Source organism: Thioclava sp. F36-7 (assembly GCF_002020075.1).
Lineage (GTDB): Bacteria > Pseudomonadota > Alphaproteobacteria > Rhodobacterales > Rhodobacteraceae > Thioclava > Thioclava sediminum.
Genome location: NZ_MPZR01000006.1, coordinates 72,999 through 96,321 on the forward strand (window position 1 = coordinate 72,999; position 23,323 = coordinate 96,321).

Below are 23,323 nucleotides of genomic sequence, written 5' to 3' on the forward strand. Positions count from 1 at the left end.
AAGAGGATTTGCCCATGTCGAACGCCGCGCTCGAAACTGCAATCGAAGCCGCTTGGGAAGCCCGCGACACCATCACGCCCTCGACCGGCGGTGAGACCCGCGAGGCCATCGAAGATACGCTCAACGCGCTGGATCGCGGCGAACTGCGTGTTGCGGAGAAACGCGAGAACGGCGACTGGCATGTGAACCAATGGGCCAAGAAAGCGGTTCTGCTCGGCTTCCGCCTCAAGGACATGGAGCAGCAGGATGGCGGCCCGCAGGGCGGCCACTGGTGGGACAAGGTCGACAGCAAGTTCAAAGGCTGGGGCGACAAAGAGTGGAAAGCCGGTGGCTTCCGCGCCGTGCCGAACTGCATCGTGCGCAAATCGGCCTATATCGCGCCGGGCGTGGTGCTGATGCCCTCCTTCGTGAATCTCGGCGCCTATGTCGACGAGGGCACGATGGTCGACACTTGGGCCACCGTCGGCAGCTGCGCGCAGATCGGCAAGGGCGTGCACCTCTCGGGCGGCGTCGGCATCGGCGGCGTGCTGGAGCCGATGCAGGCCGGCCCGACCATCATCGAGGACAACTGCTTCATTGGCGCGCGCTCGGAAGTCGTCGAAGGCTGCATCGTCCGCGAAGGCTCGGTGCTGGGCATGGGCGTCTATATCGGCAAGTCGACCAAGATCGTCGATCGCGAGACCGGCGACGTGATGTATGGCGAAGTGCCGCCTTATTCGGTTGTCGTGTCGGGCTCGATGCCGTCCAAGAACGGCATCAACCTCTATTGCGCGGTGATCGTGAAGCGCGTCGATGCGCAAACCCGGTCGAAGACCGGCATCAACGAGCTGCTGCGTGACTGAGAAGCCGGAAAAGCCGAAGAAGAAACCCTCGCGCCAGCAGGTCTTTACCCTGCTGGTCGAGGTTGGTCGCTCGCCCAATGACGGTCTGCCGAAAGGCGCGTCTGGGGCGGGGCTGCTGTGCTACGCCTCGGGCGTGGACGAGGCCGAGGCCGTGCGCGAGACCGTGGCGATCCTCAAGCAGGCCGAGATGGCACCGCTTGACGTCACGGGTTACGGCACGCTCGCGGAACGCGAGAAACAGGGCCATGAGATCGACGATGCGGAACGTGAATTGATGCAACGCGCGCTCGACGAGAACTCCGTGATCATCGCTCAGATGGAGCCGTTTTTCGGCAACGACAAGAAGCCGCTCCAGTAAGCCTTAGAGTGTCATGTGACGCCCGTTGAAACCTCACGAACCGTTGATACACTGGTTCAAAGAGCAAAACAGCGAGCAGGCACCATGGCAATTCCCGGCAAGATCATCCCACTGACATTTATGGCATTTTCTGCGCTTTCGGCCTGTGCGGGGCCTCCCGAATCCTCGCCCCGGCCGCTGGCGCGGGGCAGCGCGCCGGTGGCGGACCCGATCCCGCCGACGGACGCCGCGACGGAAGCGCGTTTCGAGTCCTTCCTCGCGGGCTTCAAATCCCGTGCGCTGGCCAACGGCATCACCGAATACACCTGGAACCGCGCGATGGCCGATGTGCGCTACAATCCCAAGGTGATCGAGCGCGACCGCTACCAATCGGAGTTCACCAAGTCGATCTGGGATTACCTCGATAGCGCGGTTTCGGATGAGCGCGTCGCAACCGGCAAGCAGATGCTGCGGCAATACGACCGGCAGCTGAACGCGATCGAGCGCAAATACGGCGTCGACAAAGAGGTCGTCGTCGCGATTTGGGGTATGGAGAGCCGCTACGGCGCTTATCGTGGCAAGACGGCGATCATCCCCGCGCTTGCGACGCTTGCCTATGACGGGCGGCGCGGCGAGTTCTTCGCCAAGCAGCTGATCGCGGCGCTCAAGATCATTCAGTCGGGCGACGTGGACGAGCGGCACATGACCGGCTCTTGGGCCGGGGCGATGGGCCACACGCAGTTCATCCCGACCTCCTACCTGTCCTATGCTGTCGATTTCACCGGCGATGGTCGGCGTGATATCTGGTCGGAAGACCCGACTGATGCGCTGGCCTCGACGGCGGCCTATCTGGCGCGCTCGGGCTGGTCGAAGGGGCAGCCCTGGGGCGTCGAGGTCATTCTGCCCTCTGGCTTCAACTACGGCCTCACCGGCAAGGATACGAAGAAGAGCCCTGCCGACTGGGCGGCGCTTGGCGTGCGCTCGGCCACGGGCGGCACGGTGCCGAATTACGGCTCGGCGTCGATCCTCGTGCCCGCGGGCGCGAAAGGCCCGGCCTTCATGATCTTCGGCAACTTCCGCGCCATCTCGCGCTACAACTCCGCCGACAGCTATGTGATCGGCGTGGGGCACCTGTCGGATCGCCTGAAAGGGAAGGGGCCCTTCGTGCAGGATTGGCCCCGCACGGGCAAGCCGCTCAGTTCCAAGCAGAAGGTCGAGTTGCAGGAGCGGCTGACCGCGGCCGGCTTCGATACGGACGGCACGGACGGCAAGATCGGCGCGAATACGTCGAAGGCGATCGTGGCGTTCCAGAAGTCGCGCGGTCTGCCGCCCGATGGCTATGCCACGCTGGAGCTGCTGCAGGTGCTGCGCGGTTCGTGAATTGCTAGGCGTAAAGTTCAGGGGCGCGGGGGGTTACCTCCGCGCCTCTTGCTTTGAGATCTGCACCGCGAGAATGCCGCCTGCGATCACCAGAACGCCAAGCGCGTCGTGCCAGTCGACATGCTCGCCCAGCACCGCCCAGGCGATCGCGACGCCGAAGACGGGCGTCAGGAAGTGGAAGGTCGCCGCGCGCACCGCGCCGATGCGGCCCACCAACCGGAACCAGACCCAAGTCGCCATCAACCCCGGTACGATCACCGTGTAGGTGAAGGCGAATGCCAGTGTCGGCGTCACCTCGACAGAGAGATGCTCGGTGAAGGCGGAGACGACGGCGAGGCTCACCGCGCCCACCAGCATCTGCAGGCCGACGATCATCAGCACGCCGCCACCGCCGCCGCTCGCGCCGCGTACGGTGAGCGTCGCCACCGCCAGCGCCAGTGCGCCCGCGACGCAGAGGCCCAGGCCGAACGGGTCGATCCCGCCCTGCAGTCGCGCACCCATGATGATGCCGACGCCCGCGAAGCCTGCCACCAGCCCGGCGATGCCGAGAGGGGGAATCCGGTCGCGGAAGACGATCCAGCCGAGTGCGCCGACGATCAGCGGCATGGTCGAGGCGATGATCGCCGCGACCGAGGCTTCGACCGTGGTCATCGCGACCCAGTTAAACCCTAGGTAGAGCGCGTTTTGGCAAATTCCGAAGATGATCGTGGCGCGCCATTGCGCCCGGCTCAGCCGCCAGCTTTGGCCGAAGGCCAGCGCCAGCGCGATGCCTATCCCCCCGGACAGCGCGAAGCGCAGGGCAAGGGCTGCAAGGGGTGGAGCCTCTGCCACGATGATATGCGTGGATGTGAAAGCCGAAGACCACATCAGGGCAAAGGCGAGCCCCATTCCGATCGCGCGCAGATCCATCTTTCCTCCGGGCCTGAAAAAGGGCGCCCCGATTGCTCGCGAGCGCCCTAAAAAATTGGCTGTCCCTCGATTGAGAGAGTCCTGCGATCAGGAGTTCACGCTGTCCTTGAGCGCTTTCGCCACGGTCACTTTGACCTGCTTGTCAGCCGGCTTCTGCATCTGCTCGCCGGTGGCCGGGTTGCGGACCATGCGCTCGGGGCGCTCGCGGCAGTAGACTTTGCCAATGCCCGGCAGGGTAACGGCGCCGCCGTTCGACACTTCTTTGGTGACGACGTCGGTGATCGCGTCGAGTGCGGCCGAAGCCGTCTTCTTGTCGGCGTCCATCGCCTCGGCGAGGGCTGCCACCAGCTGGGTCTTGGTCATCGGTTTCGACATATTCGTTCCTCTCTCCGCCCCGGTAATCCAGGGTCAATTTCGTCCGCGTTGCACGGTTGGTGGGCCATGTTCCACACGTTTTTATTGAGCATGGCAAGCCCTTTTCCCAGAATGGGCGGGTTTTTCCCACGTCACAGAAAAGCTGTTTCCTCGAAGCTACGCAATTTCCTGCTGTGAATCCGATCCAGAGGCATCTCGCGAAGTTTCTCCATCGCGAGGATGCCGATCAGCAAATGGCTCGCCACCTGCGTGCGGTAGAATTCGGTCGCCATGCCCGGCAGCTTCAGCTCGCCATGCAGCGGTTTGTCGGACACGCATAGAAGCGTGCCGTAGGGCACCCGGAAGCGGAAGCCGTTCGCGGCGATCGTGGCGCTTTCCATATCGAGCGCAACCGCGCGCGACTGGCTCAGGCGGTGGACCGGGCCGGATTGATCTCTCAACTCCCAGTTGCGGTTGTCGATGGTGGCGACGGTGCCGGTCCGCATGATCCGCTTCAACTCGTAGCCTTCCAGTTTCGTCACTTCGGCCACCGCTTCCTGCAGCGCGATCTGGATCTCGGCCAGCGCCGGGATCGGTACCCAGACGGGCAGATCGTCGTCGAGCACATGGTCTTCGCGCAGATAGGCATGGGCGAGGACGAAGTCCCCAAGCTGTTGCGAATTGCGCAGACCCGCGCAGTGACCGACCATCAGCCAGGCATGCGGGCGCAGCACGGCGATGTGGTCCGTCGCGGTCTTCGCATTGGACGGGCCGACGCCGATATTGACTAGCGTGATCCCGCCGCCATCCGCACGCTTGAGGTGATAGGCGGGCATCTGCGGCAGCTTCGCGAGGCCCGGAATCTCATCCTGCGGGTCGGTGATCTCCTGATTGCCCGGCGCGACGAAGCTCGTATAGCCCGAGTTCTTGTCGCCCAGCAGGCGGCGCGCGACGGCCTCGAACTCATCCACGTAGAACTGGTAGTTCGTGAACAGCACGTGGTTCTGGAAATGCTCGGCCTTGGTCGCGGTGTAATGCGACAGGCGCGCCAGCGAGTAATCCACCCGCTGCGCGGTGAAGGGCGCGAGGTGGCCCGAGCCATCCGGGTTTGGCCCGGCCATGCCGTTGACGATATCGTCGTTCATCCCCGCAAGGTCAGGCACGTCGAACACGTCCCGCAGCGAGAAGTCGAGAACGCCTTCCTGCGGCACCGTCACTTCCGGATGCGCGGCCACGGCGAAATGCACCGGGATCGGGGTGTCGGAGGGGCCGATCGTGACCGGGATATTGTGGTTCTTGATCAGGAGGCCCAGCTGCTGCGTCAGGTAATTGCGGAACAGGTCGGGCCGCGTGATCGTCGCCGTGTAGGTGCCCGGCAGCGCCACATGGCCGAAGCTCAAGCGGCTATCAGCCTTGATATGCGAGGAAACGGAGATGCGCACCTCCGGGTAGAAGGCGCGAAAGCGGTTCCGCGCGGTCTTGCTCTCGAGCGTTTCGTTGAATTTCTCGAGCAGGAAGGCGGTCGCCTCGTCATAGAGCGCCTCGAGCCGGGCGACGGCCTCGGCGGCATCGGTGAAGCTCTCCGCAGGGGCTGCGTCGGGGGTGATGAGGTCTAGCGTTTCATTCATTCAAAAAGATCCGTCAGTTCAAAACGCGTCACGTCGACGAGGCCCAGATCCGAGATGCGGATCTCGGGAATGACGACGAGCGCGAGCAGCGAATGCTGCATGTAAGCGTTGTTCAAAGTGCAGCCGCAGGCGCCCATCGCCTCGACCATCTTGGCGGCGCGTGCGGCAACCGTTTGTGCCGGGTCGTCCGACATCAGCCCTGCGATCGGCAGCGGCACGGCGGCGATCTCTTCCCCGTCCTTCCAGACCGAGACCCCGCCGCCCATCTCGCCAAGCGCGTTGGCGCAGGCGGCCATCATCTCGCGATCGGTGCCGACCACGATCATGTGGTGGCTGTCATGGGCCACAGTCGAGCCCATCGCCATGCGCCCCTTGTAGCCGAAGCCCGAGACGAAGCCGTTGGTGACGCCGCCCGTGCCTTGGTGGCGCTCCACCAGCGCAATCTGCGCGATGTCCTTGGCGGTGTCGGGCTGGGCGAGCCCGTCGGTCACGTCCAGCTCTGCCGTCAGCGCCTTGGTCGGGGCCTGGTTCTCGACCACGCCGATCACGCGGGCGGTGACGGTGTTGGCCCCCTCAGGGGCCTCGATCTCGAAATCCGCAGCCGTCAGGGTCTTGCCCAGATGCACCGTGTTGCGGGCGCTGTCGGGCCAGTCGTAATGCGGGCAGTCCACCAGTAGCTCGCCATCCTTCGCGACCGTCTTGCCCCGCGCGATGACCTGCTCGACAGGCAGGGTCGCCAGATCCGAGCTCAGGATCACATCGGCCCGGCGGCCCGGCGTGATCGAGCCCAGCTCGCGCTCCAGCCCGAAATGCGTCGCGGTGTTGAGCGTGCACATCTGCAGCGCGACCAGAGGGTCGGCCCCGCACTCCACCGCATGGCGGAAGACGCGGTTCATATGCCCGTCATTCACCAGCGTGCCGGAATGGCAATCATCGGTGCAGAGGATGAAGTTGCGCGGGTCGAGGCCCTTCTCGGTGACGGCGGTGATCTGCGTCTCCACGTCATACCAAGCCGAGCCCAGCCGCATCATCGAGCGCATCCCGTTGCGCACCCGTGCGATCGCGTCAGCCTCGCAGGTGCCCTCGTGATCGTCGGCTGGCCCGCCCGCGACATAGGCGCGGAACGGCGCGCCCAGATCGGGGGAGGCGTAATGCCCGCCCACGGTCTTATGCGCGTTCTGCGTCGCGGCGATCTCGGCCAGCATCTTCGGGTCGGCATTGATCACGCCGGGGAAGTTCATCATCTCGCCCAGACCGATGATGCCGGGCCATGTCATCGCCTCGGCCACATCCTCGGGGGTGATCTCGAACCCGGTGGTCTCCAGCCCCGGCGCGGAGGGCGCGCAGGAGGGCATCTGGGTGAAGATGTTGACGGGCTGCATCAGCGCCTCGTCATGCATCATCCGCACTCCCTCGAGGCCCAGCACATTCGCGATCTCATGTGGATCGGTGAACATGCTCGTCGTGCCATGCGGGATCACGGCGGCGGCGAATTCGGCGGGCGTGAGCATGCCGCTCTCGATATGCATATGCGCGTCGCACAGGCCCGGCACCATGTAGCGGCCCTCGGCCTCGATCACTTCGGTGTCGGGTCCGATACTGTCCGACAGATCGGGGGCCACGGCGGCAAATCGCCCCTCGGCCACGGAAATATCGTAGCCCTCGAGAACCTCACGCGTGTGGACATTGACCCATTTGCCACCCCGGATCACGAGGTCGGCGGGTTCGCGCCCGGCAGCCACGGCAATCAATCGCGGTGCGGCTTCGGGCCAGGATTTAATCTTGTTCTTCTGTTCCATGTCCAAGCCTGTCATTGCGTGCGGGAAGGTTCAAGAGACGTTGTTATGCCTTCACGCAGCCTCTACCTATGACGGATGACAGAAACGCAAAGGGGGCCGCGATGCCGACGCTTCTTTCCATCGGACATGGCTATTCGGCCCGTGCGCTCGCACCGCTTCTTCTGGCGCGGGGTTGGCGCGTGATCGGCACCACGCGCAGCGCCGAGAAGGCCGAAATGCTGCGCAGCGAAGGGGTGGAGCCGCTGGTCTGGGAAGGCGGGCCTCTGCCGCTCGATCAGGCGACGCATTTGCTGAGTTCCGTGGCCCCGGGACCCGAGGGAGACCCGGTTCTCGCTGCGCAGCATTCCGAAATTGCTGCAGCGCAGCATCTGGAGTGGATCGGCTATCTTTCAACGGTCGGCGTCTATGGCGATCACGCGGGCGGCTGGGTCGATGAGGCGACGCCGCTGACCCCCTCGACCAAGCGCGGACAGGCGCGGGTGGAGGCCGAGGCGGCTTGGGGCGCGCTGGCCGCAGCCCATGACCTGCCGCTGCATATCTTCCGGCTCGCGGGGATCTATGGCCCCGGGCGCGGGCCCTTCGAGAAGGTGCGACAGGGCACAGCCCGGCGGATCGTCAAGGAGGGGCAGGTCTTCTCGCGCATCCATGTCGAGGATATCGCGCAGGTGCTGCTGGCCTCGATCGAGCATCCCGATCCGGGCGCGGTCTACAATGTCTGCGACGACGATCCCGCCCCGCCGCAGGACGTGATCGCTTATGCCGCTGAGCTGCTCGACCTGCCGCTACCGCCCGAGGTGCCGTTCGACGAGGCCGATCTGAGCCCGATGGCGCGCAGCTTCTATGCCGAGAGCAAGCGGGTGCGGAACGACAAGATCAAACGCGACCTTGGCGTCACGCTCCGCTACCCGGATTACCGCGAAGGGCTGCGCGCGCTCCTCGGTCAGGCGGGCTGAAGCTCCACCCGTTTTTCGCGCACCGGCAGGTGCACGATGGCCGAGAACGCGCCCACGCCGACGCCGACCCACCAGACCAGCGTGTAATCGCCGTAGATGTCGTAGAGCTTGCCGCCAAGCCAGACGCCGAGGAAGGCGCCCACCTGGTGCGAGAAGAAGACGATCCCGTAGAGCGTGCCCATGTAGCGCAGCCCGTAGATATGCGCGACCAGCCCCGAGGTCAGCGGCACGGTCGCCAGCCACAGCGCCCCCATCGCGAGCGAGAAGATCAGCACCGTCGCGGGCGTCATCGGCGTCAGGATGAAGGCGCCGGCCACGAAGGTGCGCAGCAGGTAAATCCCGGCCAGCAGGTATTTCTTCGACCAGCGTTTGCCCGCCCAGCCCGCGTAGATCGTGCCCACGATATTGGCCAGCCCGATTACCGAGATCGCCGCCGCGCCAAGCGCCGAGGTCGTCTCGATCCCGATCCCGGCGAGCAGCGATCCGGGCGGCACCGCGCCGCACATCTCGGTCACCATCGCGGGGAAATGCGCGGTTATGAAGCCCAGCTGATAGCCGCAGGAGAAGAAGCCGAGGAAGATCAGCGTGTAGGACGGATCGCGGAAGGCGCGCATCAGGACGCTGCCCATGCTCTCGGCCAGCTCTTCGCGGCTGGCGCGCTCGGGGGCGCGGATCAGCGGCAGGAAGGCCAGCGAGGCGAGGATCACGGCGGCGAAAATCACGAAGACCGTCTGCCACGGGAAATGGCCCAGCAGAAGCTCCGCCATCGGGGCGCCGAAGACCTGCCCGGCCGAGCCTGCCGCCGTCGCGATGCCAAGCGCGAGCGAGCGGTTCTCGTCTGAGGTCGCGCGGCCCACCACGGCAAGGATCACGCCGAAGCCTGTGCCCGCGATGCCGAAGCCCACGAGGATTTCCAGAAGCTGATGCTGCCCCGGCTCCACCGCGAAGGCCGAAAGCACGAGACCGAGCGCATAGACCAGCGCGCCGAGGATGATCGCCAGCCGGTCACCCCAGCGCTCGGCAATCGCGCCGAAGATCGGCTGCCCGATCCCCCAGGCGAGGTTCTGCACCGCGATGGCGAGCGAGAATTCGGCGCGTGGCCAGTTGAACTCGCTGGCGATCGGAATTTGGAAAACGCCGAAGCTCGCCCGGATGGCGAAGCTCAGCATCAGGATCACGGCACCGCCGATCAGAACCGGCGTGAACAGTTTGGCTTGCGTCATTTTACTTCTCCCGGCGGATCTCCCTTCCGCGCGGGCCGCATTTCGACATGTATGCTGCAGCGCGTCAATCGCGGGCTTGTCCGGGTCACAATCGCGCGGAGATGATGGCGCGCTGCCCTTGAACCTCCCCCGCAGCCGTGGCCCAATGTCGCGACTTTCGACGGGAGGCAGGATGTATACGGTTATCGGAACGGTCGGCTCGCGGACGCTGCGCGTGCTGTGGATGCTGGAAGAGCTGGGCGCGGAGTATCAGCATGTGCGGGCCGCGCCGCGCTCGGACGATGTCGTCGCTTTCAACCCGGCAGGCAAGGTCCCGGTGCTGGTCATCGACGGCACGCCGATCACCGATTCCACGGCGATTCTCACCTATCTCGCGGATGCTCATGGGAAATTCACGCATGAGGCGGGCACGCTGGAACGCGCGCGGCAGGACAGCCTGACGCAATTCCTGCTCGATGAATTCGACGCGAATCTCTGGACCGCGGCGCGGCACAGCTTCATCCTGCCCGAGGAATTGCGGCTGTCGGGCATCAAGAACTCGCTGCGCTGGGAGTTCGAGCGGTCGCAGCGCACGCTGATCCATCGGATGGGCGAGGGAGAGTTCGTGATGGGCGATGAAATGACCGTGCCCGATATCATCCTGGCGCATTGCCTCGACTGGGCGCTGATGGCGAAATTCCCGATCGTCGAGCATCGGCTGAGCGAATATCACGACCGGATGCGGGCGCGGCCCGCCTACAAACGCGCGGTGGCGATGCGCGACGGGTGAGGGGGCGGCCTGCGAGCCTCCACTCCGCACCGGCAATCAGCCTTGACCCAAGTCATTCATCTGAAGGCGAGTAGCCGTCGGTGAGGGTTTGCAGGAAGGCGATGATATCCGCCTGATCGGCCTCGGTAAGCGCGTCGTCGTCCCCGGGCGCCCGTCCGAACGGCGCATCGGTGCGGTCGATATTTCCCTGATAGCGGGCGGGCAGGTCGTCGAACCGCGCCACCTGACCGTCGTGCGTCGGATAGATCGCGCGCGGGTCGCTGTCGCGCTTGGCGTAGAAGCGCAGCACCTGTTTCAGGCTCGTATAGACGCCATTGTGAAAGAAGACGTGCCGGGTCGCGACGTTGCGCAGGCTCGGGGTCTTGAACATCCCGCAATTGCCGGGCTGCGTCGAAATCGCATCGTGGCGCAGCGGGCCGCACAGGCCGAGATCGACATAATACGGATCGGCATTGGCCGGGATCGCCGGGTTGCGCGGCACGCCGAGCGCCTCGTATTCGTAATCCGTGAATTGCGGCGGGCGACCGTCAGCGAACCGTGTGTCGAGATGACAGGCCGCGCAATTGCCTTTGTTCGGATCGTCGAAAAGCGCACGCCCGCGTGCCTCGGCGGGCGACAGCTGCGCCTCGCCTGCTAGCACGGCATCGTATTTGCTGGTATAGGGGTGAAACTCCACCGCCTCGGTCTGGTAGCGCGACAGAGCGAAGGCGGCTTCGTCGATCAGCATCTTGTCGTCGTCACGCACGGAAGCGCCGAAGAGCTGCGCGAAGCGGTCGCCGTAGCGCGCTCGCAGGGTCGCGGCGAGGGTTGCGCGGTCGGGCTCTGCCATCTCGAAATGGGTGAAGAGGACGGCCAGCGCCTGCTCTTGCAGCGTATCCGCGCGCCCATCCCAGAACAGACCGCCGCGCGGCACCGGGCTCGCGGCAGGGGGCGCACCGGCGGTTTTTCGCGGCGCGGGCTGCGTGGAGGCGCTCGGCCCTGCGGTCTCTTTCGCGCCCGCCCCTTGCTGTGCGACCGCCAGCGGCGCGGCCTCGCCCGCCTCCGAGGTCGGGTCGAGCACGCCGAAGGTGAAGGGCGGCGTCTGGCGCTTATAGGTGAGCGAGGGAACCGCGCGCAGCCCGGGCAGGTCGAGATGCGGCCCGCCAAGCTGCACCGCGCGGGCATTGGCGGGGGCGAAGTGATTGTTCGGGTCGTGGCAGCTCGCGCAGCTCATCTGGCCACTGGCTGACAGGTTCGGGTCGGAAAACAGCGCCTTGCCGATCGCGGCCACGGCGCTCAGATCGGCATCTCCGGGCGCGGTTGCATCCGGCGCGGGATCGGACGCCGCTCCGACGGAGGCGGCCGAAAGGAAAGCCGCGAGCGTGATGCTCGCGGCCCCCTCTGCCGAACGGATCGTCTTGGGAGTGATCAATCGTAGGTTCGGCAATCTCATCGCCTCAGCCCTTCGGGGTGCCGGTGGCCGGGTCGAGGATCAGCTTGCCATTGGCCGCTTTCGAGAAGTCGAACATGCCGTTCAGCTTGCCCGCCTGTGCGTCGAAGGAGCCTTGACCGATGCGCTGCCCGTTCAGCCAGTTATCCTCGATGAACTTGGTGACCGAGGATTGATCGACCAGCGTGTGATCCACCGCGTTCTTCTTCGCATAGGGCGAGATCACCAGCATCGGGATGCGGGTGCCGTAGCCGCAGCGGCCCTGCGCCGGCTTGCCGTCGAGACCGGGCAGCGTCTTGTCGCTGGCGCATTTGCCGCCATTGAGCACGTCATAGCCCGCGACCGGGATATTCGAGCCGTTCACCACCGCCATCGCGTGGTCATACCAGCCATCGGAGTCGTCATAGGTCACGACGATCGCGGTGTCCTTCCAGTCCTTCGACTTCTGCAGCGCATTGACCGCGTTGACGATGAATTCCTGCCCGTCGAGCGGGTCGGAATAGCCCGCATGACCGTCCTGATAGGCGGACGCCTTGAGGAACGTCACCGCCGGCAGGTTTCCGTTCTTCAGCGCTGCGTAGAAATCCTTGCTGTCATATTGGTGGTTCGCGCCGCCATCGTCCGAGGTGCCGATCGCATCGACCGAGGCGGGCCGGGTGTGATCGAGGTTCTGGGTCGATTTGTAATACTGGAAGGGCTCGTGGTGGGGGATGTAGTCCTTCGAGGTCTCGCCGGTCACCTGCGAGAGCGACGAGCGGTCGCAGCCGGTAGTGCCGTTGCCGTTCACCGCGGTCAGATCGAAGCCACCCTCGAACCAGCCCCAGGTGACGTTCTTCGCGTTCAGCAGATCGCCGATATTCTTGCCGCCCATCAGCGTCGTCGGGTATTTCGGGTTCGAGCAGACATCGCCGGTCGGGTCGAGATCCGAGATCATCGTCCAGCCGCCATTGCCGTCGGGCACCACGCGACCCTTGTCATAGGTGCCATCGGCCGCGAGCTTGTAGCCCTTGGGCAGCACCGCGCCATTGGTCTGGCCCGAGACGAGGTTGATCGCGCCCGGCGTCGAGGGGCCGAAGGTGCTCGAGAAGGCGTTGTCGTTCATCGCGTAGGCCTGCGCGTAGTTCCACAGCGCGGTGACGGTGTTGCCGTCATAATAGCCCATCACCTGCCCCTTGGTGCCGAAAGCGCCCGTGCCGCCCTTGGTGCCCTTGCCGGTATTGGCCGGGAAGGCATCCATCTTGCCGCCGTGGAACGCGGCCTGCTCGGCGGTGTAGCCGTGGTTCTGGTCCGCAGTTGCGGCCTGCGTCCGGTCGAGCCGGAACGGGGCGGCGGCATTCGCGCCATTCGCGGCATTGGTCTTGTTGGGGTTGTTCTTCAGCAGACCGGCGCTTGCGAGCGTATTGGCCTTGGGGGTGTCCTTCGCGGCGGTGAATTGCGGCTCGCCCTTGGGGTTCGCGGCGTTCGGATAGGTCGCGAAGTAGTGGTCGAAGGAGACGTTCTCCTGAAAGATCACCACGAGATGCTTGATCGGGGTGGCGGTCTGGGTGTCGGCGGCGGTGGTGGTGCCCGCTTGGGCGGTCGCGGCGGCGCAAGCCAGCGCGAGTGCGCTGACGGCGCCGGTGAGGCGGAGCGTGTCGGTCATCTAAAGTCCCTCATTCAAATGGCAGCTTCCCCGTGAGCTACGGGGCGCGTGGCATCTCGCTAGGAACGGCGTTTGGCAATTTGGTGACAGTCCCGCTCACGCACCATCACCACTGGGTGAGACCCCCGCGGATGCACGCGGATGGGATGCGGCGTGAGCGTTCGGTGATCGGCCTGGGCGGTGGCGATGCGCGACGGGTGAGGGGGGCGCTGCCCCCGGTCGCCGGAGGGCGACAAGCAATGCGGAAAGAGGGGGCTCTGCCCCCGGTCCTACGGACCTCCCCCGGGATATTTACATCAAGGGGAAGAGAGCCGTTGGGCCGCGGCGCGCCCGGCATGGCGGCCTGAAGTGAGGCAGGCGGTCAGCAGGTAGCCGCCCGTCGGGGCCTCCCAGTCGAGCATCTCGCCCGCAGCGAAGACGCCGGGCAGGGCGGTCAGTTCCAGATCGTCGGTGAGGCTGTCCCATGCGATGCCGCCTGCGCTGGAGATCGCCTCGGCGATCGGGCGCGGCGGGCCGAGCGGGATACGCAGGGATTTGAGCGTCGCTGCAAGCTGCGCCGGGTCCTTGGGCAGCGGGCGGCCCCATTCCAGCGCAAGCGCGAGTTTCACCGGGTCCAGCTTCGCGCCTTTGCGCAAGCGGTTCGTCAGGCTCTGTTTCGGCGGGATTTTCGAGAGCCGCGCGGCGAGGTCTTCGGCGCTTTGATCCGGGGCGAGATCGAGGCTCAGCGGCGCGCCCTCGCGCAACTCGGCGGAGAGTTCATAGATGCCGCCGCCCTCGAGCCCGCGCTGCGAGATCACGAATTCCCCGCGCGTGCGCCGCGTCGGCGTAATCAGCGCCGCACCTTTCACGGGCTGGCCCAGCTGGTTCGCCATATGCGCCGACCAGTCGATCTCGAAGCCCATATTGGCGGGGGTGAATGGGGTGATCTCCACGCCTTTCGCGCTCAGCCACGGCACCCAGGCCGCATCCGAGCCAAGCCGCGGCCAGCTTGCGCCGCCGAGCGCGAGGATCGTAGCGTCGGGCCTCAGGCTCTGACGGCCTTCGGGCGTGTCGAAGATCAGCGCTGCGCCGTCGAAGCCTTGCCAGCGCCAGCGCGTGCGGATCGTGACGCCGAGGCCTTCAAGTCGCGCGATCCACGCGCGCAGCATCGGCGAGGCTTTCATCACTGTCGGGAAGACCCGGCCGGTGGAGCCGGTGAACAGCTCGACCCCAAGATCGCGGGCGAAACTCTGCGTCACCTCGGGGCCGAATTCGCGGGTGATCGCGGCGATCTGCGGGTGGGAATAGTGGGACAGGAAGGCGTCGAGCGGCTCGTCCCTGGTCAGGTTCAGCCCGGATTTTCCCGCCATCAGGAATTTGCGCGCGAGCGTCGGTTTGGCCTCTGCCAGTGTGACGGAGACGCCGGCCCGCGCCAGTTCCTCGGCTGCCATCAGGCCCGCCGGGCCGCCACCGATGACGAGCGCGGATTTCGCCGCCGCGCTCACCGCCGGGCCAGCATCGCGAGCCGCATCAGCGCGCGCTCCATCACCGCCATTTGCGGCGCGCGGCTGGCGGAGCGTAGCGTCAGGTCGGTCTCGACCAGTTCCTTCAGCGCTGTCTCCAGCTTGTACATGCCCCAGCCTTGCGCCTGCCGCTGCATCCGGTCGCGGCGCGGGCCGAAGATCGGCGGGCGCATCCGGGCGATGCCAGCACCCGGGCCCTGCGGGTCGGAGGCCGCGGCATGCAGCGCGCGGAAATGGCGCATCGCGGCGATGGCGAGTTGCACGGGCTGCACCCCTTGGCTCTCCAGCCGCCGCATTACCGGGCCAAGCTCGGGCGCGCGGCCCTCGGCCACGATCGAGAGCACGTCATCGACGCCCGCCTCGACCGAAGAGGGCGCGCAGGCGGCCACATCGGCGGGGCCAAGTGGCGTGGTATCGCCGAATTTGTAGAGCGAGATCTTCTCCACCGTCTGGCGGAAATCGCCCGGATCGAGCGCGCGCGACAGCGCCACGAGGTCGGTCATCGCGTCGTTCGAGATATCGCGCAGACCGGCGCGGCGCAGGATGTCCTCGATCTCCTCGCGGCTCGGCGGGTCGTCGTAAATCCCTACGGAATAGGCGTTGTTGTGGCCCTCGAAGGCTTTGCGCAGCTTCGATTTCGCGGCGAGCGAGCCTGCGGTGACCACGATCTGCGCATCGCCTTCGCGCCATTCGTCGAGCGCGGTCTTCACCGCGTCCGAGACCGCATCGGTCGCGTCTTCCACAAAGGCCACGCGTGGGCCGGGGAAGAAACCGACCTCCTTGATCGCATCGAGCAGCAGCGAGGGTTGCTTGCGCAGATCGCCGCCCGCGATCCGGCTCAGGCGCATCTCTTCTTCGCCCTTGGGGCCGATCAGCGCGGCGATGACTTCCTGACGGCGCAGGGCTACACGCATCGCATCGCCCCCGAAGATCAGGAGGCCGGTGCGCTCAGGCTCGGGTTTGGCGAAATAGCGGGTCGCTGCTACGCCGGTCAGCTTCATTCCGGCAGACCCGGCGCTTGGGACAGAAGTCGCGTCACGATCTGATCGGCGAGGATCACCATCAGGCGGCGATGCGCGTCTTCCTGCGCGGCCTGCGAGGCGACAACGGTGCCGGTCGCGGACCACGAGGTAAAGGAGGTGACGCGCCCGGTCAGCAGCACGGCATTATCCGCCGCATCGCGCAGCGTGTAATCCACGGTGCCGTTGAGCTGGTAGCGCGTCGTCGCATTGTCGGGCGAGATGCCCTGACCGAGCGACTCGGTGTCGATCTTGTAGTCGAGCCGGTAGCGGGTGACCTGCGAGGCTCCCAACCGGGCGTTCAACTGCTGGACGAGGGCGAAGGCGTCGCGCGTCGTGGGCGCAGCCGGTTCGACCCCTTCGAGCAGTTTCGCAGCCCCACCCTGAGGCCCGTAGGCCGGGGTGAAGCCGCAGCCCGCGAGCAGGCTAGCTGCCCCCGCGAGCCCCAGAAATCCGCGTCTGTCAGATGACCACATTGACGATCCGCCCCGGCACAACGATCAGCTTCTTGGGCTGGCCACCGGCCAGCGCCTTCACGACAGCTTCGTCGGCCAGAACCAGCTTTTCAACCTCTTCCTTCGGCATGTCCTTGGGCACCGAGATCTCGGCGCGGCGCTTACCGTTGATCTGGATCGGCAGCGTCACCGAATCCTCGACCAGCAGCGCCGGGTCCGCCTCGGGCCAGCGGGCTGCGATCACGAAGCCCTCGCCGCCCAGCATCGACCAGACCTCTTCGGCGAGGTGCGGGACCATCGGTGCCAGCAGTTGCGCCATAAGCTTCATCGCGTCGCGCTTGGTGTCCGCCCCGGCCTTCGACTTCGACATCGTGTTGGTCAGGCCGTAAAGCGTGGCGACCGCCTTGTTGAAGGTGAAGCCCTCGATCGACTTGGTGACTTCGTCGATGGCCTTATGGGTGGCCTTCAGGAGCGCCGTATCCTCGGCCTCGTTCGCGGGTGCATCCGAATTGGCGATATCGTCGGCAATGCGGTGCACGCGGGCGAGGAATTTCGACGTGGCTTCGGCGCCAGCGGCGGTCCATTCCACGTCGCGCTCGGGCGGGCTGTCGGACATCACGAAGAAGCGGGCAGTATCGGCCCCGAACTCGGCGATGATGTTCATCGGATCGACGACGTTCTTCTTCGATTTCGACATCTTGGCCGAGGGGATGGTCTCGACCGCTTCGCCGGTGGCCTTCAGCTTGCCGTCCTCGACCTCTTCGGGGAGGTGGTAGACGGGGCGGTTCTTCGCGTCACGCGTGAGGTAGATCTCATGCGTCACCATGCCTTGGGTAAACAGCGCGTCGAAAGGTTCAATCGCTTTCGCGGGCAGGTGGCCGGTCTTGTGCATCGCGCGGGCATAGAAGCGCGAATAGAGCAGGTGCAGAATCGCGTGCTCGATACCGCCGATATATTGATCGACATTCATCCAGTACTCGGCCTCGGCCGGATCGGTCGGCGTGGCGGCACCGGGCGAGGTGAAGCGCGCGTAATACCAGCTCGAATCGACGAAAGTATCCATCGTGTCGGTCTCGCGCTGACCCGGCCCGCCGCAGTTCGGGCAGGTGCAGTCGCGCCAGCTCGGGTGACGATCCAGCGGGTTGCCGGGGATCGAGAAGTCGATCTTCTGGCCGTCCTCGTCGTAAGGCAGCTCGACGGGGAGGTTTTCCTTCTTCTCCGGCACCACGCCGCAGGTCTCGCAATGGACGACCGGGATGGGGCAGCCCCAGTAGCGCTGCCGGCTCAGGCCCCAGTCGCGCAGGCGGAACTTGGTCACGCCCTGACCGATGCCGTTCTCTTCGCAGAAGGCGATCGCACTCGCGACGCCCTCTTCGCCGGTCTGCGCCTCGTCGCCCGCGAAGCCACGGATGTAGCGGACTTTTTCGGACTTCAGAGGAACGTATTCGGCCTCGGGATAGTCACCCTCGACCGGCTCGAAGACGGGCGTGATCGGCAGCTCGTATTTCGTCGCGAATTCGAAGTCGCGTGCATCATGCGCCGGGCAGCCGAAGATCGCGCCCGTGCCGTAATCCATCAAGATGAAGTTCGCGATATAGACCGGCAGCTCCCAGCTCGTGTCGAGCGGGTGGCGGACCTTGATGCCGGTATCCATCCCCAGCTTCTCGGCGGTTTCGATGGCTTCCTCGGTCGTGCCGCCCGCGCGGCATTTCGCGACGAATTCCGCGACCTTGGGATCGTGCCGCTCCAGATGCTTGGCGAGCGGATGATCGGGCGAGATCGCCGCGAAGCTCGCGCCGCGCAGCGTGTCGGGGCGGGTGGTGTAGACTTCGAGCCGGTCGAAGCCTTCCGGCGCATCGACGGTCGAGAAGGCGAATTGCAGACCGCGCGACTTGCCGATCCAGTTGGCCTGCATCAGGCGCACCTTCTCGGGCCAGTCCTTGAGGTTGTCGAGCGCGTCGAGCAATTCCTCGGCATAGTCGGAGATCTTGAAGAACCACTGCGTCAGCTCGCGGCGTTCGACTTCCGCGCCCGAGCGCCAGCCCTTGCCGTCGATCACCTGCTCGTTGGCGAGCACGGTCATGTCGACCGGGTCCCAGTTCACCACCGCGTTCTTGCGATAGACGAGACCGGCCTCGAGCATGTCGATGAACATCGCCTGCTGCTGGCCGTAATAGTCCGGGTCGCAGGTCGCGAATTCGCGCGACCAGTCGATCGAGAGGCCCAGCGGCTTCATCTGGTCTTTCATCACGGCGATATTGCCGTAGGTCCAGTCCTTCGGGTGGCCGTTATTGTCCATCGCGGCGTTCTCGGCGGGCATCCCGAAGGCGTCCCAGCCCATCGGATGCAGCACGGAAAAGCCCTTGGCCATCTTATAGCGCGCGACGACATCACCCATCGTGTAGTTGCGCACATGGCCCATATGGATGCGGCCCGACGGGTAGGGGAACATCTCGAGGACGTAATATTTCGGTTTGGCCGGGTCACGGCGCGCGGCGAAGAGATCCGCCTTGTTCCAAGCCTCTTGCCATTTCGTCTCGCTCTGGCTCGGTTCGTAGCGTGCCATGTCGGGCCCCTCATCACGTCGAATTCTGCGCGAGCTTGCTACACTGGCCTTGGGGGCGAGGTCCAGCCGCCGCGCTCATTTGGACAGAAATATCCCCGCCGGAGGCTGGCTCGGGCGGGGATCTGAATGCGTCTTGCGGTCGCCTTGCGGGAATCAGAGTTGCGAGTCGCGGACCCGCAGCTGGCGTGCGCGGGTGAGAATCGCGTTCTCCACGGCGCGCTGCGTATCTGCCGAGACCGCGCCACCCTGTGTGCGGATCGACACTTTGAGCGAACGCGCATCGAGCGCCGGGTCGGTAACGTAAACCGTGGCCTTATAGGCGCGACCGCCGCCCGGCGGGGTGCCATAGCCGGTCACGATGACGCCGGAGAAGGGGTCAACCTCTTGAATCGGCAGGAAGTCGAGCACTTCGAGCGAAGCCTGCCAGAGATACTTGTTCACTTCGACGGTGATGTTCGGATCGCCATTGCCGCCGAAAATGTCCCAAACGGTCGATTTCTTCTGAACGCGGCGCGACGGCCCGTCGATCACGGCTTCGTTCGAGCCGGACAGGTGGTCGAGCTGGTTGGCATCGCGCTGTGCCGAGGTGCCAGCGGCGTTGCCGCTACCCGAGAAGATGTTGCCGCTCGAGATACCCTTGCCGCAGCCTGCGAGCACGAGGCACAGGCCCAGAATTGCCGTGCGTTTCAAAAGGGTTCTGGAAGTCATGCGAAGCTGTCCCCGTCGGCCTGCGTCATTGGTTGCCTTTTCTCTAGCTCATGGCCCCCAGCCCGACAAGGTTTTTCCCCTTTGCACCCGGATTTCGACCGACCGGTGCCTCGGGGGAATGCAGCCCGATGCCGCTATGCGCGCGTGTAAAGGCTGTTGAAAGGCGCCGTCAGAGGAGTGCCGCAATGGCAGGCTGACGTTACTGTGACATGTCTGCACCATCAAACACCCTATTCGACCCGGGCGGGCGCTTTGAGTTGCAATGAAAGGGGTGGGGAGAGAAAACACCGTCATACCCAACTTCGGATTCCCCAGGTTGGGGGTTACCTGTAAGACAATGAGGGAAAACGATGAAAAAGGTTCTCTTCGCGACGACCGCGCTCGTGTTCTCGGCTGGCATCGCTGCCGCTGAGGTCTCGGTTGGCGGCGACGGCCGTATGGGTGTCGTGTATAACGGCTCCGACTGGAACTTCTCGAGCCGTATCCGCGTCTCGTTCACCGCTTCGGGCACCACCGACGGTGGTCTGGAATTCGGCGGCTCCGTCCGCGCTGACCAAGCTACCGCTGCCACCAACGGCACCGCTGCTTCGGTCTACATCTCCGGCGCATTCGGCAAGCTCTCGATGGGCGACGTTGTCGGCGCTTCGGAAGCTCTGTTCGGCGACTTCTACGAAGTTGGCTACACCGACCTGTCCTCGATGGGCGGCTACTCGAACGACATCCTGTACCTGACCGGCGACAACGGCGGTAACGTGGGTGCGAACGTCGCTCCGAGCGCCGTCACCACCACCGGCACCGGCACCACCGCCGTCACTACCGCTGTTTCCGGGCTCAACACCGGCCCGAACCTGCTGTACACCGGCACCTTCGGTGCGTTCTCGGTCGCAGCGTCGATGTCGGACGGCAAAGCTGGTTCGGTTGACGGCAGCCAAGAGTACGCGCTCGCGGGTGCTTACACCTTCGGCAACTACACCGTCGGTCTGGGTTACGAATACCTTGACCTGAAAGTGTATGATGCAGGTGGCAACGCTTACACCGCTAAAGCTGACATGATCACCCTCGCCGGTGTCGCTCAGTTCGGCAACACCTCGGTCAAAGCTGGCATCGCTCACCGCGGTAAAGACGTCGACCAAGACTGGTACGGCATCGGTGCTTCGTCGGTCTTCGGCGCGACCACCGTTGGTGGCTACGTTCAGTACCTCGACGACAAGGACAACAACACCGACGTGACCTGGTATGGCCTCGGTGCTGAGTACGACCTCGGCGGCGGCGCTTCGATCAAGGGTGGCGTTGCTGACAACGACATCTCGGGTTCGGACATGGTTGCTGACCTCGGCGTGAAGTTCTCGTTCTAATCCTTCGGGACAGAACGATGGGAAGAGCGGGCCTTGCGCCCGCTCTTTTCTTTTTGGGACCGGCGGTGTTTCTTGGGCGCGCTGACGAGGGAGGGCCAGATGGGACTGAGCGAGATTCAGGCGCGGATCGCGAAAGCGGAATCAGAGGCAGGGCGCGAGACGGGTTCGGTGAAGCTGATCGCCGTGTCGAAGGTTCAGCCCGCCGAGCGAGTCGAGGCGGTTCTGCGCGAAGGCCATCGGCTGTTCGGCGAAAACTACGTGCAGGAAGCGCAGGGCAAATGGCCCGCCTGGCGCGAGGAATTTCCCGGCTGTGAAGTCCACATGATCGGACCGCTGCAATCCAACAAGGCGAAGCTTGCCGTGGAGCTGTTCGAGGCGATTCACACGCTCGACCGGCCCTCGCTGGGCAAGAAGCTGGCCAATCTGGCACAGGCGCGCGGCGCCTCGCCCGATCTCTTCATTCAGGTCAATACCGGGTGCGAGCCGCAAAAGGCGGGCGTGCTGCCCGATGATCTCGACGCTTTCGTCGCGGATATGCGCGGGAAGGACCTGCCGGTCGTCGGTCTGATGTGTATTCCTCCCGAATCCGAGGACCCCGCACCGCATTTTGCGATGCTGGCCGAGATGGCCGGGCGCAACGGGCTCGACGGTCTGTCGATGGGGATGAGTTCCGATTTCGAGAAAGCGATCGCGGCCGGCGCGACCCATGTGCGCGTGGGCTCGGCGATCTTCGGCGCGCGCGACTATTCCTAAGCTTTGTCGCGGGCGTTGAGCGCCGGGGGCTGTCCGCCCCCGGACCCCCGGAGGATATTTCCGCCAAGCCGAAGGGCAATCTCCAGCGGCTCACCCGGTGCGATGCGCTGCGCGATCCAGACCAGGTGATCGCGGCGAAACGCGAGGCAGCCCGCAGTCGGGTAGCCCGCCCGGCGGCGCTGATGCAGGAAGATGGCCGAGCCTTTGCCAGCCTCTGCCGTCGGGTAGTTCCAGTCGGTCACCAGCACGATGTCGTAAAGCGGATCGGCGCGCCGCATCGCCTCATGCGAGGCGGGGTAGGGGGCGCGGACCAAGTGGTTATAGGCCGAATCTCCGGACGCGTCGCACCACAGATCGCGCGGGCCGATCGGTTCGGCCCAGTCCTGAGGCGCGACGATCCGATCCGCGCGGTAGAACATGCGCAGGATATGCAGCCGCCCCGAAGGAGTCGCGCCGTCGCCCTCCTGCTTGCTGTCGCTGACGCCGCCGCGGCCGATCTCGACCGGGAAACGGCGGCCGCGGAACAGGAGGCCCGTGGGCGTGAGGCGCATCACAGGATATGCCCCGATTTCGCGGCTTTGGTGGCGAGGTAGTTCTCGTTATGGCGGCTCATGCCGACCTTCAGCGGCACGCGCTCGGTCACGTCGATGCCATTGGCTTCCAGCATCGCCACCTTGGCGGGGTTGTTGGTCAGCAGCCGCACCTGCGAAAACCCGAGCTTGCGCAGTAGCGCCGCGCCGATGCGGAAATCGCGCTCGTCATCCTCGAAACCGAGGCGGTGGTTCGCCTCCACCGTGTCGAATCCCTGATCTTGCAGCGAATAGGCGCGCATCTTGTTGGCGAGCCCGATCCCGCGCCCTTCCTGATTGAGATAGAGCAGGATGCCCGCGCCCTCATGGCCCATCAGCGTCAGCGCCGCGTCCAGCTGCGGGCCGCAATCGCATTTCAGCGAGCCCAGCACGTCGCCGGTGAAGCAGGCCGAATGCAGCCGCGCGAGAACGGGTTTGGAGCGATCCGGGCGACCGATCTCGATCGCGTAATGCTCCTCCGCGCCATTGTCGGGGCGGAAGATATGCAGCCGACCGGCTTCGGCGGCGCGCATCGGCACGCGCGCGGCGGAGACCGGGGCGAACGCCTGCGGGATGTCGGCGGCGGCAAGCGCCTCTTCGGCGGTGATGCAGGTCAGATCCGTCGGCGCAGGGTCGGGCGCTGCGACCATCAGCGCTGCGGGCAGAAGCTGCGCCGATTTCGCCAGCCGGATCGCGGCGCGGGCGAGGTCCGCATCGCCGCCGCGAAGCGCCTTGAGCGGTCCTTTCATCGGCACGCGCAGATCGTCTGCCGGATCGGCGAGCGCGCGCAGCCAGAGAAGATCGGCGTCCGTGGGCACCTCGATCCGGGCGATATCGGCGTCGTAGACGCGCGCTTTGAGCGTCTCGGCCCGGCGCGCGGTCAGGACCAGCGTCAGCGGCCCCAGCGCCCGCAACGCCGCCAGCCGCTCGGGCGAGAGCGTCTCGACCGCCACGGTGAGGTGATCGGACAGCAAAACGGGCAGCCCCATGCGCAGATCGGCGCGGGCGCGATTCAGTCGTTCAGCCGGGCTCGGCCCGAGGGAAAAATTGCCGGTCATGCGCTCTGAGATAGCCTCGACTGTAACAAATTGAAATATCTCCCGGTGATTCGACACGTCAGCGTGAGATAGG

The 23,323-nt window shown here is 65.3% G+C and carries 21 protein-coding genes; 7 read left to right on the plus strand and 14 right to left on the minus strand.

Annotation, left to right across the window (positions count from 1 at the left end):
- The first annotated feature begins 14 nt into the window (after positions 1–14).
- From dapD to BMI89_RS12325, 3 genes are all read left to right on the plus strand, one after another.
- Entirely contained in the window at positions 15–842 is an 828-nt protein-coding gene (gene dapD, locus BMI89_RS12315; RefSeq protein WP_078521584.1) for a 2,3,4,5-tetrahydropyridine-2,6-dicarboxylate N-succinyltransferase, read from the plus strand.
- Positions 835–1,200, plus strand: a complete 366-nt coding sequence (locus BMI89_RS12320; protein ID WP_078521582.1) for a hypothetical protein — start codon at positions 835–837, stop codon at positions 1,198–1,200. Before dapD ends, BMI89_RS12320 begins: the two co-directional genes overlap by 8 nt.
- A 198-nt stretch (positions 1,201–1,398) precedes the next feature.
- Positions 1,399–2,559 carry a lytic murein transglycosylase gene (locus BMI89_RS12325; protein ID WP_246832026.1) on the plus strand — a complete coding sequence of 387 codons (1,161 nt, stop codon included), beginning with the start codon at positions 1,399–1,401 and terminating at the stop codon, positions 2,557–2,559.
- A gap of 33 nt (positions 2,560–2,592) precedes the next feature.
- Here BMI89_RS12325 and BMI89_RS12330 read toward each other — a convergent pair whose 3' ends face one another.
- The 4 genes from BMI89_RS12330 to ade form a co-directional block, all read right to left on the minus strand.
- Positions 2,593–3,468, minus strand: a complete 876-nt coding sequence (locus BMI89_RS12330; RefSeq protein ID WP_078542491.1) for a DMT family transporter — start codon at positions 3,466–3,468, stop codon at positions 2,593–2,595.
- 87 nt (positions 3,469–3,555) lie between these two features.
- The gene (locus tag BMI89_RS12335) at positions 3,556–3,843 is read right to left on the minus strand and encodes an HU family DNA-binding protein (protein WP_075776797.1); all 288 of its coding nucleotides are present in this window, start codon (positions 3,841–3,843) and stop codon (positions 3,556–3,558) included.
- A gap of 131 nt (positions 3,844–3,974) precedes the next feature.
- Positions 3,975–5,450: an AMP nucleosidase gene (locus tag BMI89_RS12340; protein WP_078571151.1), complete on the minus strand. Its 1,476-nt coding sequence runs from the start codon at positions 5,448–5,450 to the stop codon at positions 3,975–3,977.
- A complete protein-coding gene (gene ade, locus BMI89_RS12345; RefSeq protein WP_078571152.1) occupies positions 5,447–7,249 on the minus strand; it encodes an adenine deaminase in 1,803 nt (600 codons plus the stop codon). Before ade ends, BMI89_RS12340 begins: the two co-directional genes overlap by 4 nt.
- Positions 7,250–7,350: 101 nt before the next feature.
- On the opposite strand from ade, the gene BMI89_RS12350 reads away from it, so the two are divergent.
- Entirely contained in the window at positions 7,351–8,202 is an 852-nt protein-coding gene (locus tag BMI89_RS12350) for an SDR family oxidoreductase (protein WP_078571319.1), read from the plus strand.
- Here BMI89_RS12350 and BMI89_RS12355 read toward each other — a convergent pair.
- Positions 8,190–9,425, minus strand: a complete 1,236-nt coding sequence (locus tag BMI89_RS12355) for an MFS transporter (RefSeq protein ID WP_078571153.1) — start codon at positions 9,423–9,425, stop codon at positions 8,190–8,192. The two genes, BMI89_RS12350 and BMI89_RS12355, sit on opposite strands and share 13 nt — an antisense overlap.
- Before the next feature lie 172 nt (positions 9,426–9,597).
- On the opposite strand from BMI89_RS12355, the gene BMI89_RS12360 reads away from it, so the two are divergent.
- A complete protein-coding gene (locus tag BMI89_RS12360; RefSeq protein WP_078571154.1) occupies positions 9,598–10,194 on the plus strand; it encodes a glutathione S-transferase family protein in 597 nt (198 codons plus the stop codon).
- Positions 10,195–10,246: 52 nt separating this feature from the next.
- Here BMI89_RS12360 and BMI89_RS12365 read toward each other — a convergent pair whose 3' ends face one another.
- The 7 genes from BMI89_RS12365 to BMI89_RS12395 form a co-directional block, all read right to left on the minus strand.
- Positions 10,247–11,605, minus strand: coding sequence for a cytochrome c peroxidase (locus BMI89_RS12365; protein WP_210402157.1), 1,359 nt, complete (start codon positions 11,603–11,605; stop codon positions 10,247–10,249).
- A gap of 25 nt (positions 11,606–11,630) precedes the next feature.
- Positions 11,631–13,265, minus strand: a complete 1,635-nt coding sequence (locus BMI89_RS12370) for an alkaline phosphatase family protein (RefSeq protein WP_078571156.1) — start codon at positions 13,263–13,265, stop codon at positions 11,631–11,633.
- A gap of 296 nt (positions 13,266–13,561) precedes the next feature.
- Positions 13,562–14,749, minus strand: coding sequence for a TIGR03862 family flavoprotein (locus BMI89_RS12375; RefSeq protein ID WP_168176807.1), 1,188 nt, complete (start codon positions 14,747–14,749; stop codon positions 13,562–13,564).
- A complete protein-coding gene (gene holA / locus BMI89_RS12380; protein WP_078571157.1) occupies positions 14,746–15,768 on the minus strand; it encodes a DNA polymerase III subunit delta in 1,023 nt (340 codons plus the stop codon). Before holA ends, BMI89_RS12375 begins: the two co-directional genes overlap by 4 nt.
- Entirely contained in the window at positions 15,765–16,262 is a 498-nt protein-coding gene (gene lptE / locus BMI89_RS12385; RefSeq protein WP_078571158.1) for an LPS assembly lipoprotein LptE, read from the minus strand. Before lptE ends, holA begins: the two co-directional genes overlap by 4 nt.
- Positions 16,249–18,807 carry a leucine--tRNA ligase gene (gene leuS, locus BMI89_RS12390; protein WP_078571159.1) on the minus strand — a complete coding sequence of 853 codons (2,559 nt, stop codon included), beginning with the start codon at positions 18,805–18,807 and terminating at the stop codon, positions 16,249–16,251. The genes lptE and leuS overlap by 14 nt, the downstream gene beginning before the upstream one ends.
- 153 nt (positions 18,808–18,960) lie before the next feature.
- Entirely contained in the window at positions 18,961–19,515 is a 555-nt protein-coding gene (locus BMI89_RS12395; RefSeq protein WP_078571160.1) for a DUF3576 domain-containing protein, read from the minus strand.
- A gap of 350 nt (positions 19,516–19,865) precedes the next feature.
- Here BMI89_RS12395 and BMI89_RS12400 point away from each other — a divergent pair, with 350 nt between their 5' ends.
- Positions 19,866–20,870 carry a porin gene (locus BMI89_RS12400; RefSeq protein ID WP_078571161.1) on the plus strand — a complete coding sequence of 335 codons (1,005 nt, stop codon included), beginning with the start codon at positions 19,866–19,868 and terminating at the stop codon, positions 20,868–20,870.
- Positions 20,871–20,969: 99 nt separating this feature from the next.
- Entirely contained in the window at positions 20,970–21,623 is a 654-nt protein-coding gene (locus tag BMI89_RS12405) for a YggS family pyridoxal phosphate-dependent enzyme (protein ID WP_078571162.1), read from the plus strand.
- On the opposite strand, the gene BMI89_RS12410 is transcribed toward BMI89_RS12405, so the two are convergent.
- Both BMI89_RS12410 and ribA read right to left on the minus strand, forming a co-directional pair.
- Positions 21,620–22,174 carry a L,D-transpeptidase family protein gene (locus tag BMI89_RS12410; protein ID WP_078571163.1) on the minus strand — a complete coding sequence of 185 codons (555 nt, stop codon included), beginning with the start codon at positions 22,172–22,174 and terminating at the stop codon, positions 21,620–21,622. The genes BMI89_RS12405 and BMI89_RS12410 overlap by 4 nt on opposite strands.
- Positions 22,174–23,250 carry a GTP cyclohydrolase II gene (gene ribA / locus BMI89_RS12415; protein ID WP_078571164.1) on the minus strand — a complete coding sequence of 359 codons (1,077 nt, stop codon included), beginning with the start codon at positions 23,248–23,250 and terminating at the stop codon, positions 22,174–22,176. Before ribA ends, BMI89_RS12410 begins: the two co-directional genes overlap by 1 nt.
- Between the last annotated feature and the right edge of the window lie 73 nt (positions 23,251–23,323).

Bases quoted from the DNA above. Each gene is read 5' to 3' on its own strand.
- BMI89_RS12395 (WP_078571160.1), bottom strand. From the start codon at position 19,515: ATGACTTCCAGAACCCTTTTGAAACGCACGGCAATTCTGGGCCTGTGC.
- BMI89_RS12335 (WP_075776797.1), bottom strand. From the start codon at position 3,843: ATGTCGAAACCGATGACCAAGACCCAGCTGGTGGCAGCCCTCGCCGAG.
- BMI89_RS12410 (WP_078571163.1), bottom strand. From the start codon at position 22,174: ATGCGCCTCACGCCCACGGGCCTCCTGTTCCGCGGCCGCCGTTTCCCG.
- BMI89_RS12400 (WP_078571161.1), top strand. From the start codon at position 19,866: ATGAAAAAGGTTCTCTTCGCGACGACCGCGCTCGTGTTCTCGGCTGGC.
- BMI89_RS12405 (WP_078571162.1), top strand. From the start codon at position 20,970: ATGGGACTGAGCGAGATTCAGGCGCGGATCGCGAAAGCGGAATCAGAG.
- lptE (WP_078571158.1), bottom strand. From the start codon at position 16,262: ATGTGGTCATCTGACAGACGCGGATTTCTGGGGCTCGCGGGGGCAGCT.
- holA (WP_078571157.1), bottom strand. From the start codon at position 15,768: ATGAAGCTGACCGGCGTAGCAGCGACCCGCTATTTCGCCAAACCCGAG.
- leuS (WP_078571159.1), bottom strand. From the start codon at position 18,807: ATGGCACGCTACGAACCGAGCCAGAGCGAGACGAAATGGCAAGAGGCT.
- BMI89_RS12350 (WP_078571319.1), top strand. From the start codon at position 7,351: ATGCCGACGCTTCTTTCCATCGGACATGGCTATTCGGCCCGTGCGCTC.
- BMI89_RS12340 (WP_078571151.1), bottom strand. From the start codon at position 5,450: ATGAATGAAACGCTAGACCTCATCACCCCCGACGCAGCCCCTGCGGAG.
- ribA (WP_078571164.1), bottom strand. From the start codon at position 23,250: ATGACCGGCAATTTTTCCCTCGGGCCGAGCCCGGCTGAACGACTGAAT.
- ade (WP_078571152.1), bottom strand. From the start codon at position 7,249: ATGGAACAGAAGAACAAGATTAAATCCTGGCCCGAAGCCGCACCGCGA.
- BMI89_RS12330 (WP_078542491.1), bottom strand. From the start codon at position 3,468: ATGGATCTGCGCGCGATCGGAATGGGGCTCGCCTTTGCCCTGATGTGG.
- BMI89_RS12370 (WP_078571156.1), bottom strand. From the start codon at position 13,265: ATGACCGACACGCTCCGCCTCACCGGCGCCGTCAGCGCACTCGCGCTG.
- BMI89_RS12355 (WP_078571153.1), bottom strand. From the start codon at position 9,425: ATGACGCAAGCCAAACTGTTCACGCCGGTTCTGATCGGCGGTGCCGTG.
- BMI89_RS12360 (WP_078571154.1), top strand. From the start codon at position 9,598: ATGTATACGGTTATCGGAACGGTCGGCTCGCGGACGCTGCGCGTGCTG.
- dapD (WP_078521584.1), top strand. From the start codon at position 15: ATGTCGAACGCCGCGCTCGAAACTGCAATCGAAGCCGCTTGGGAAGCC.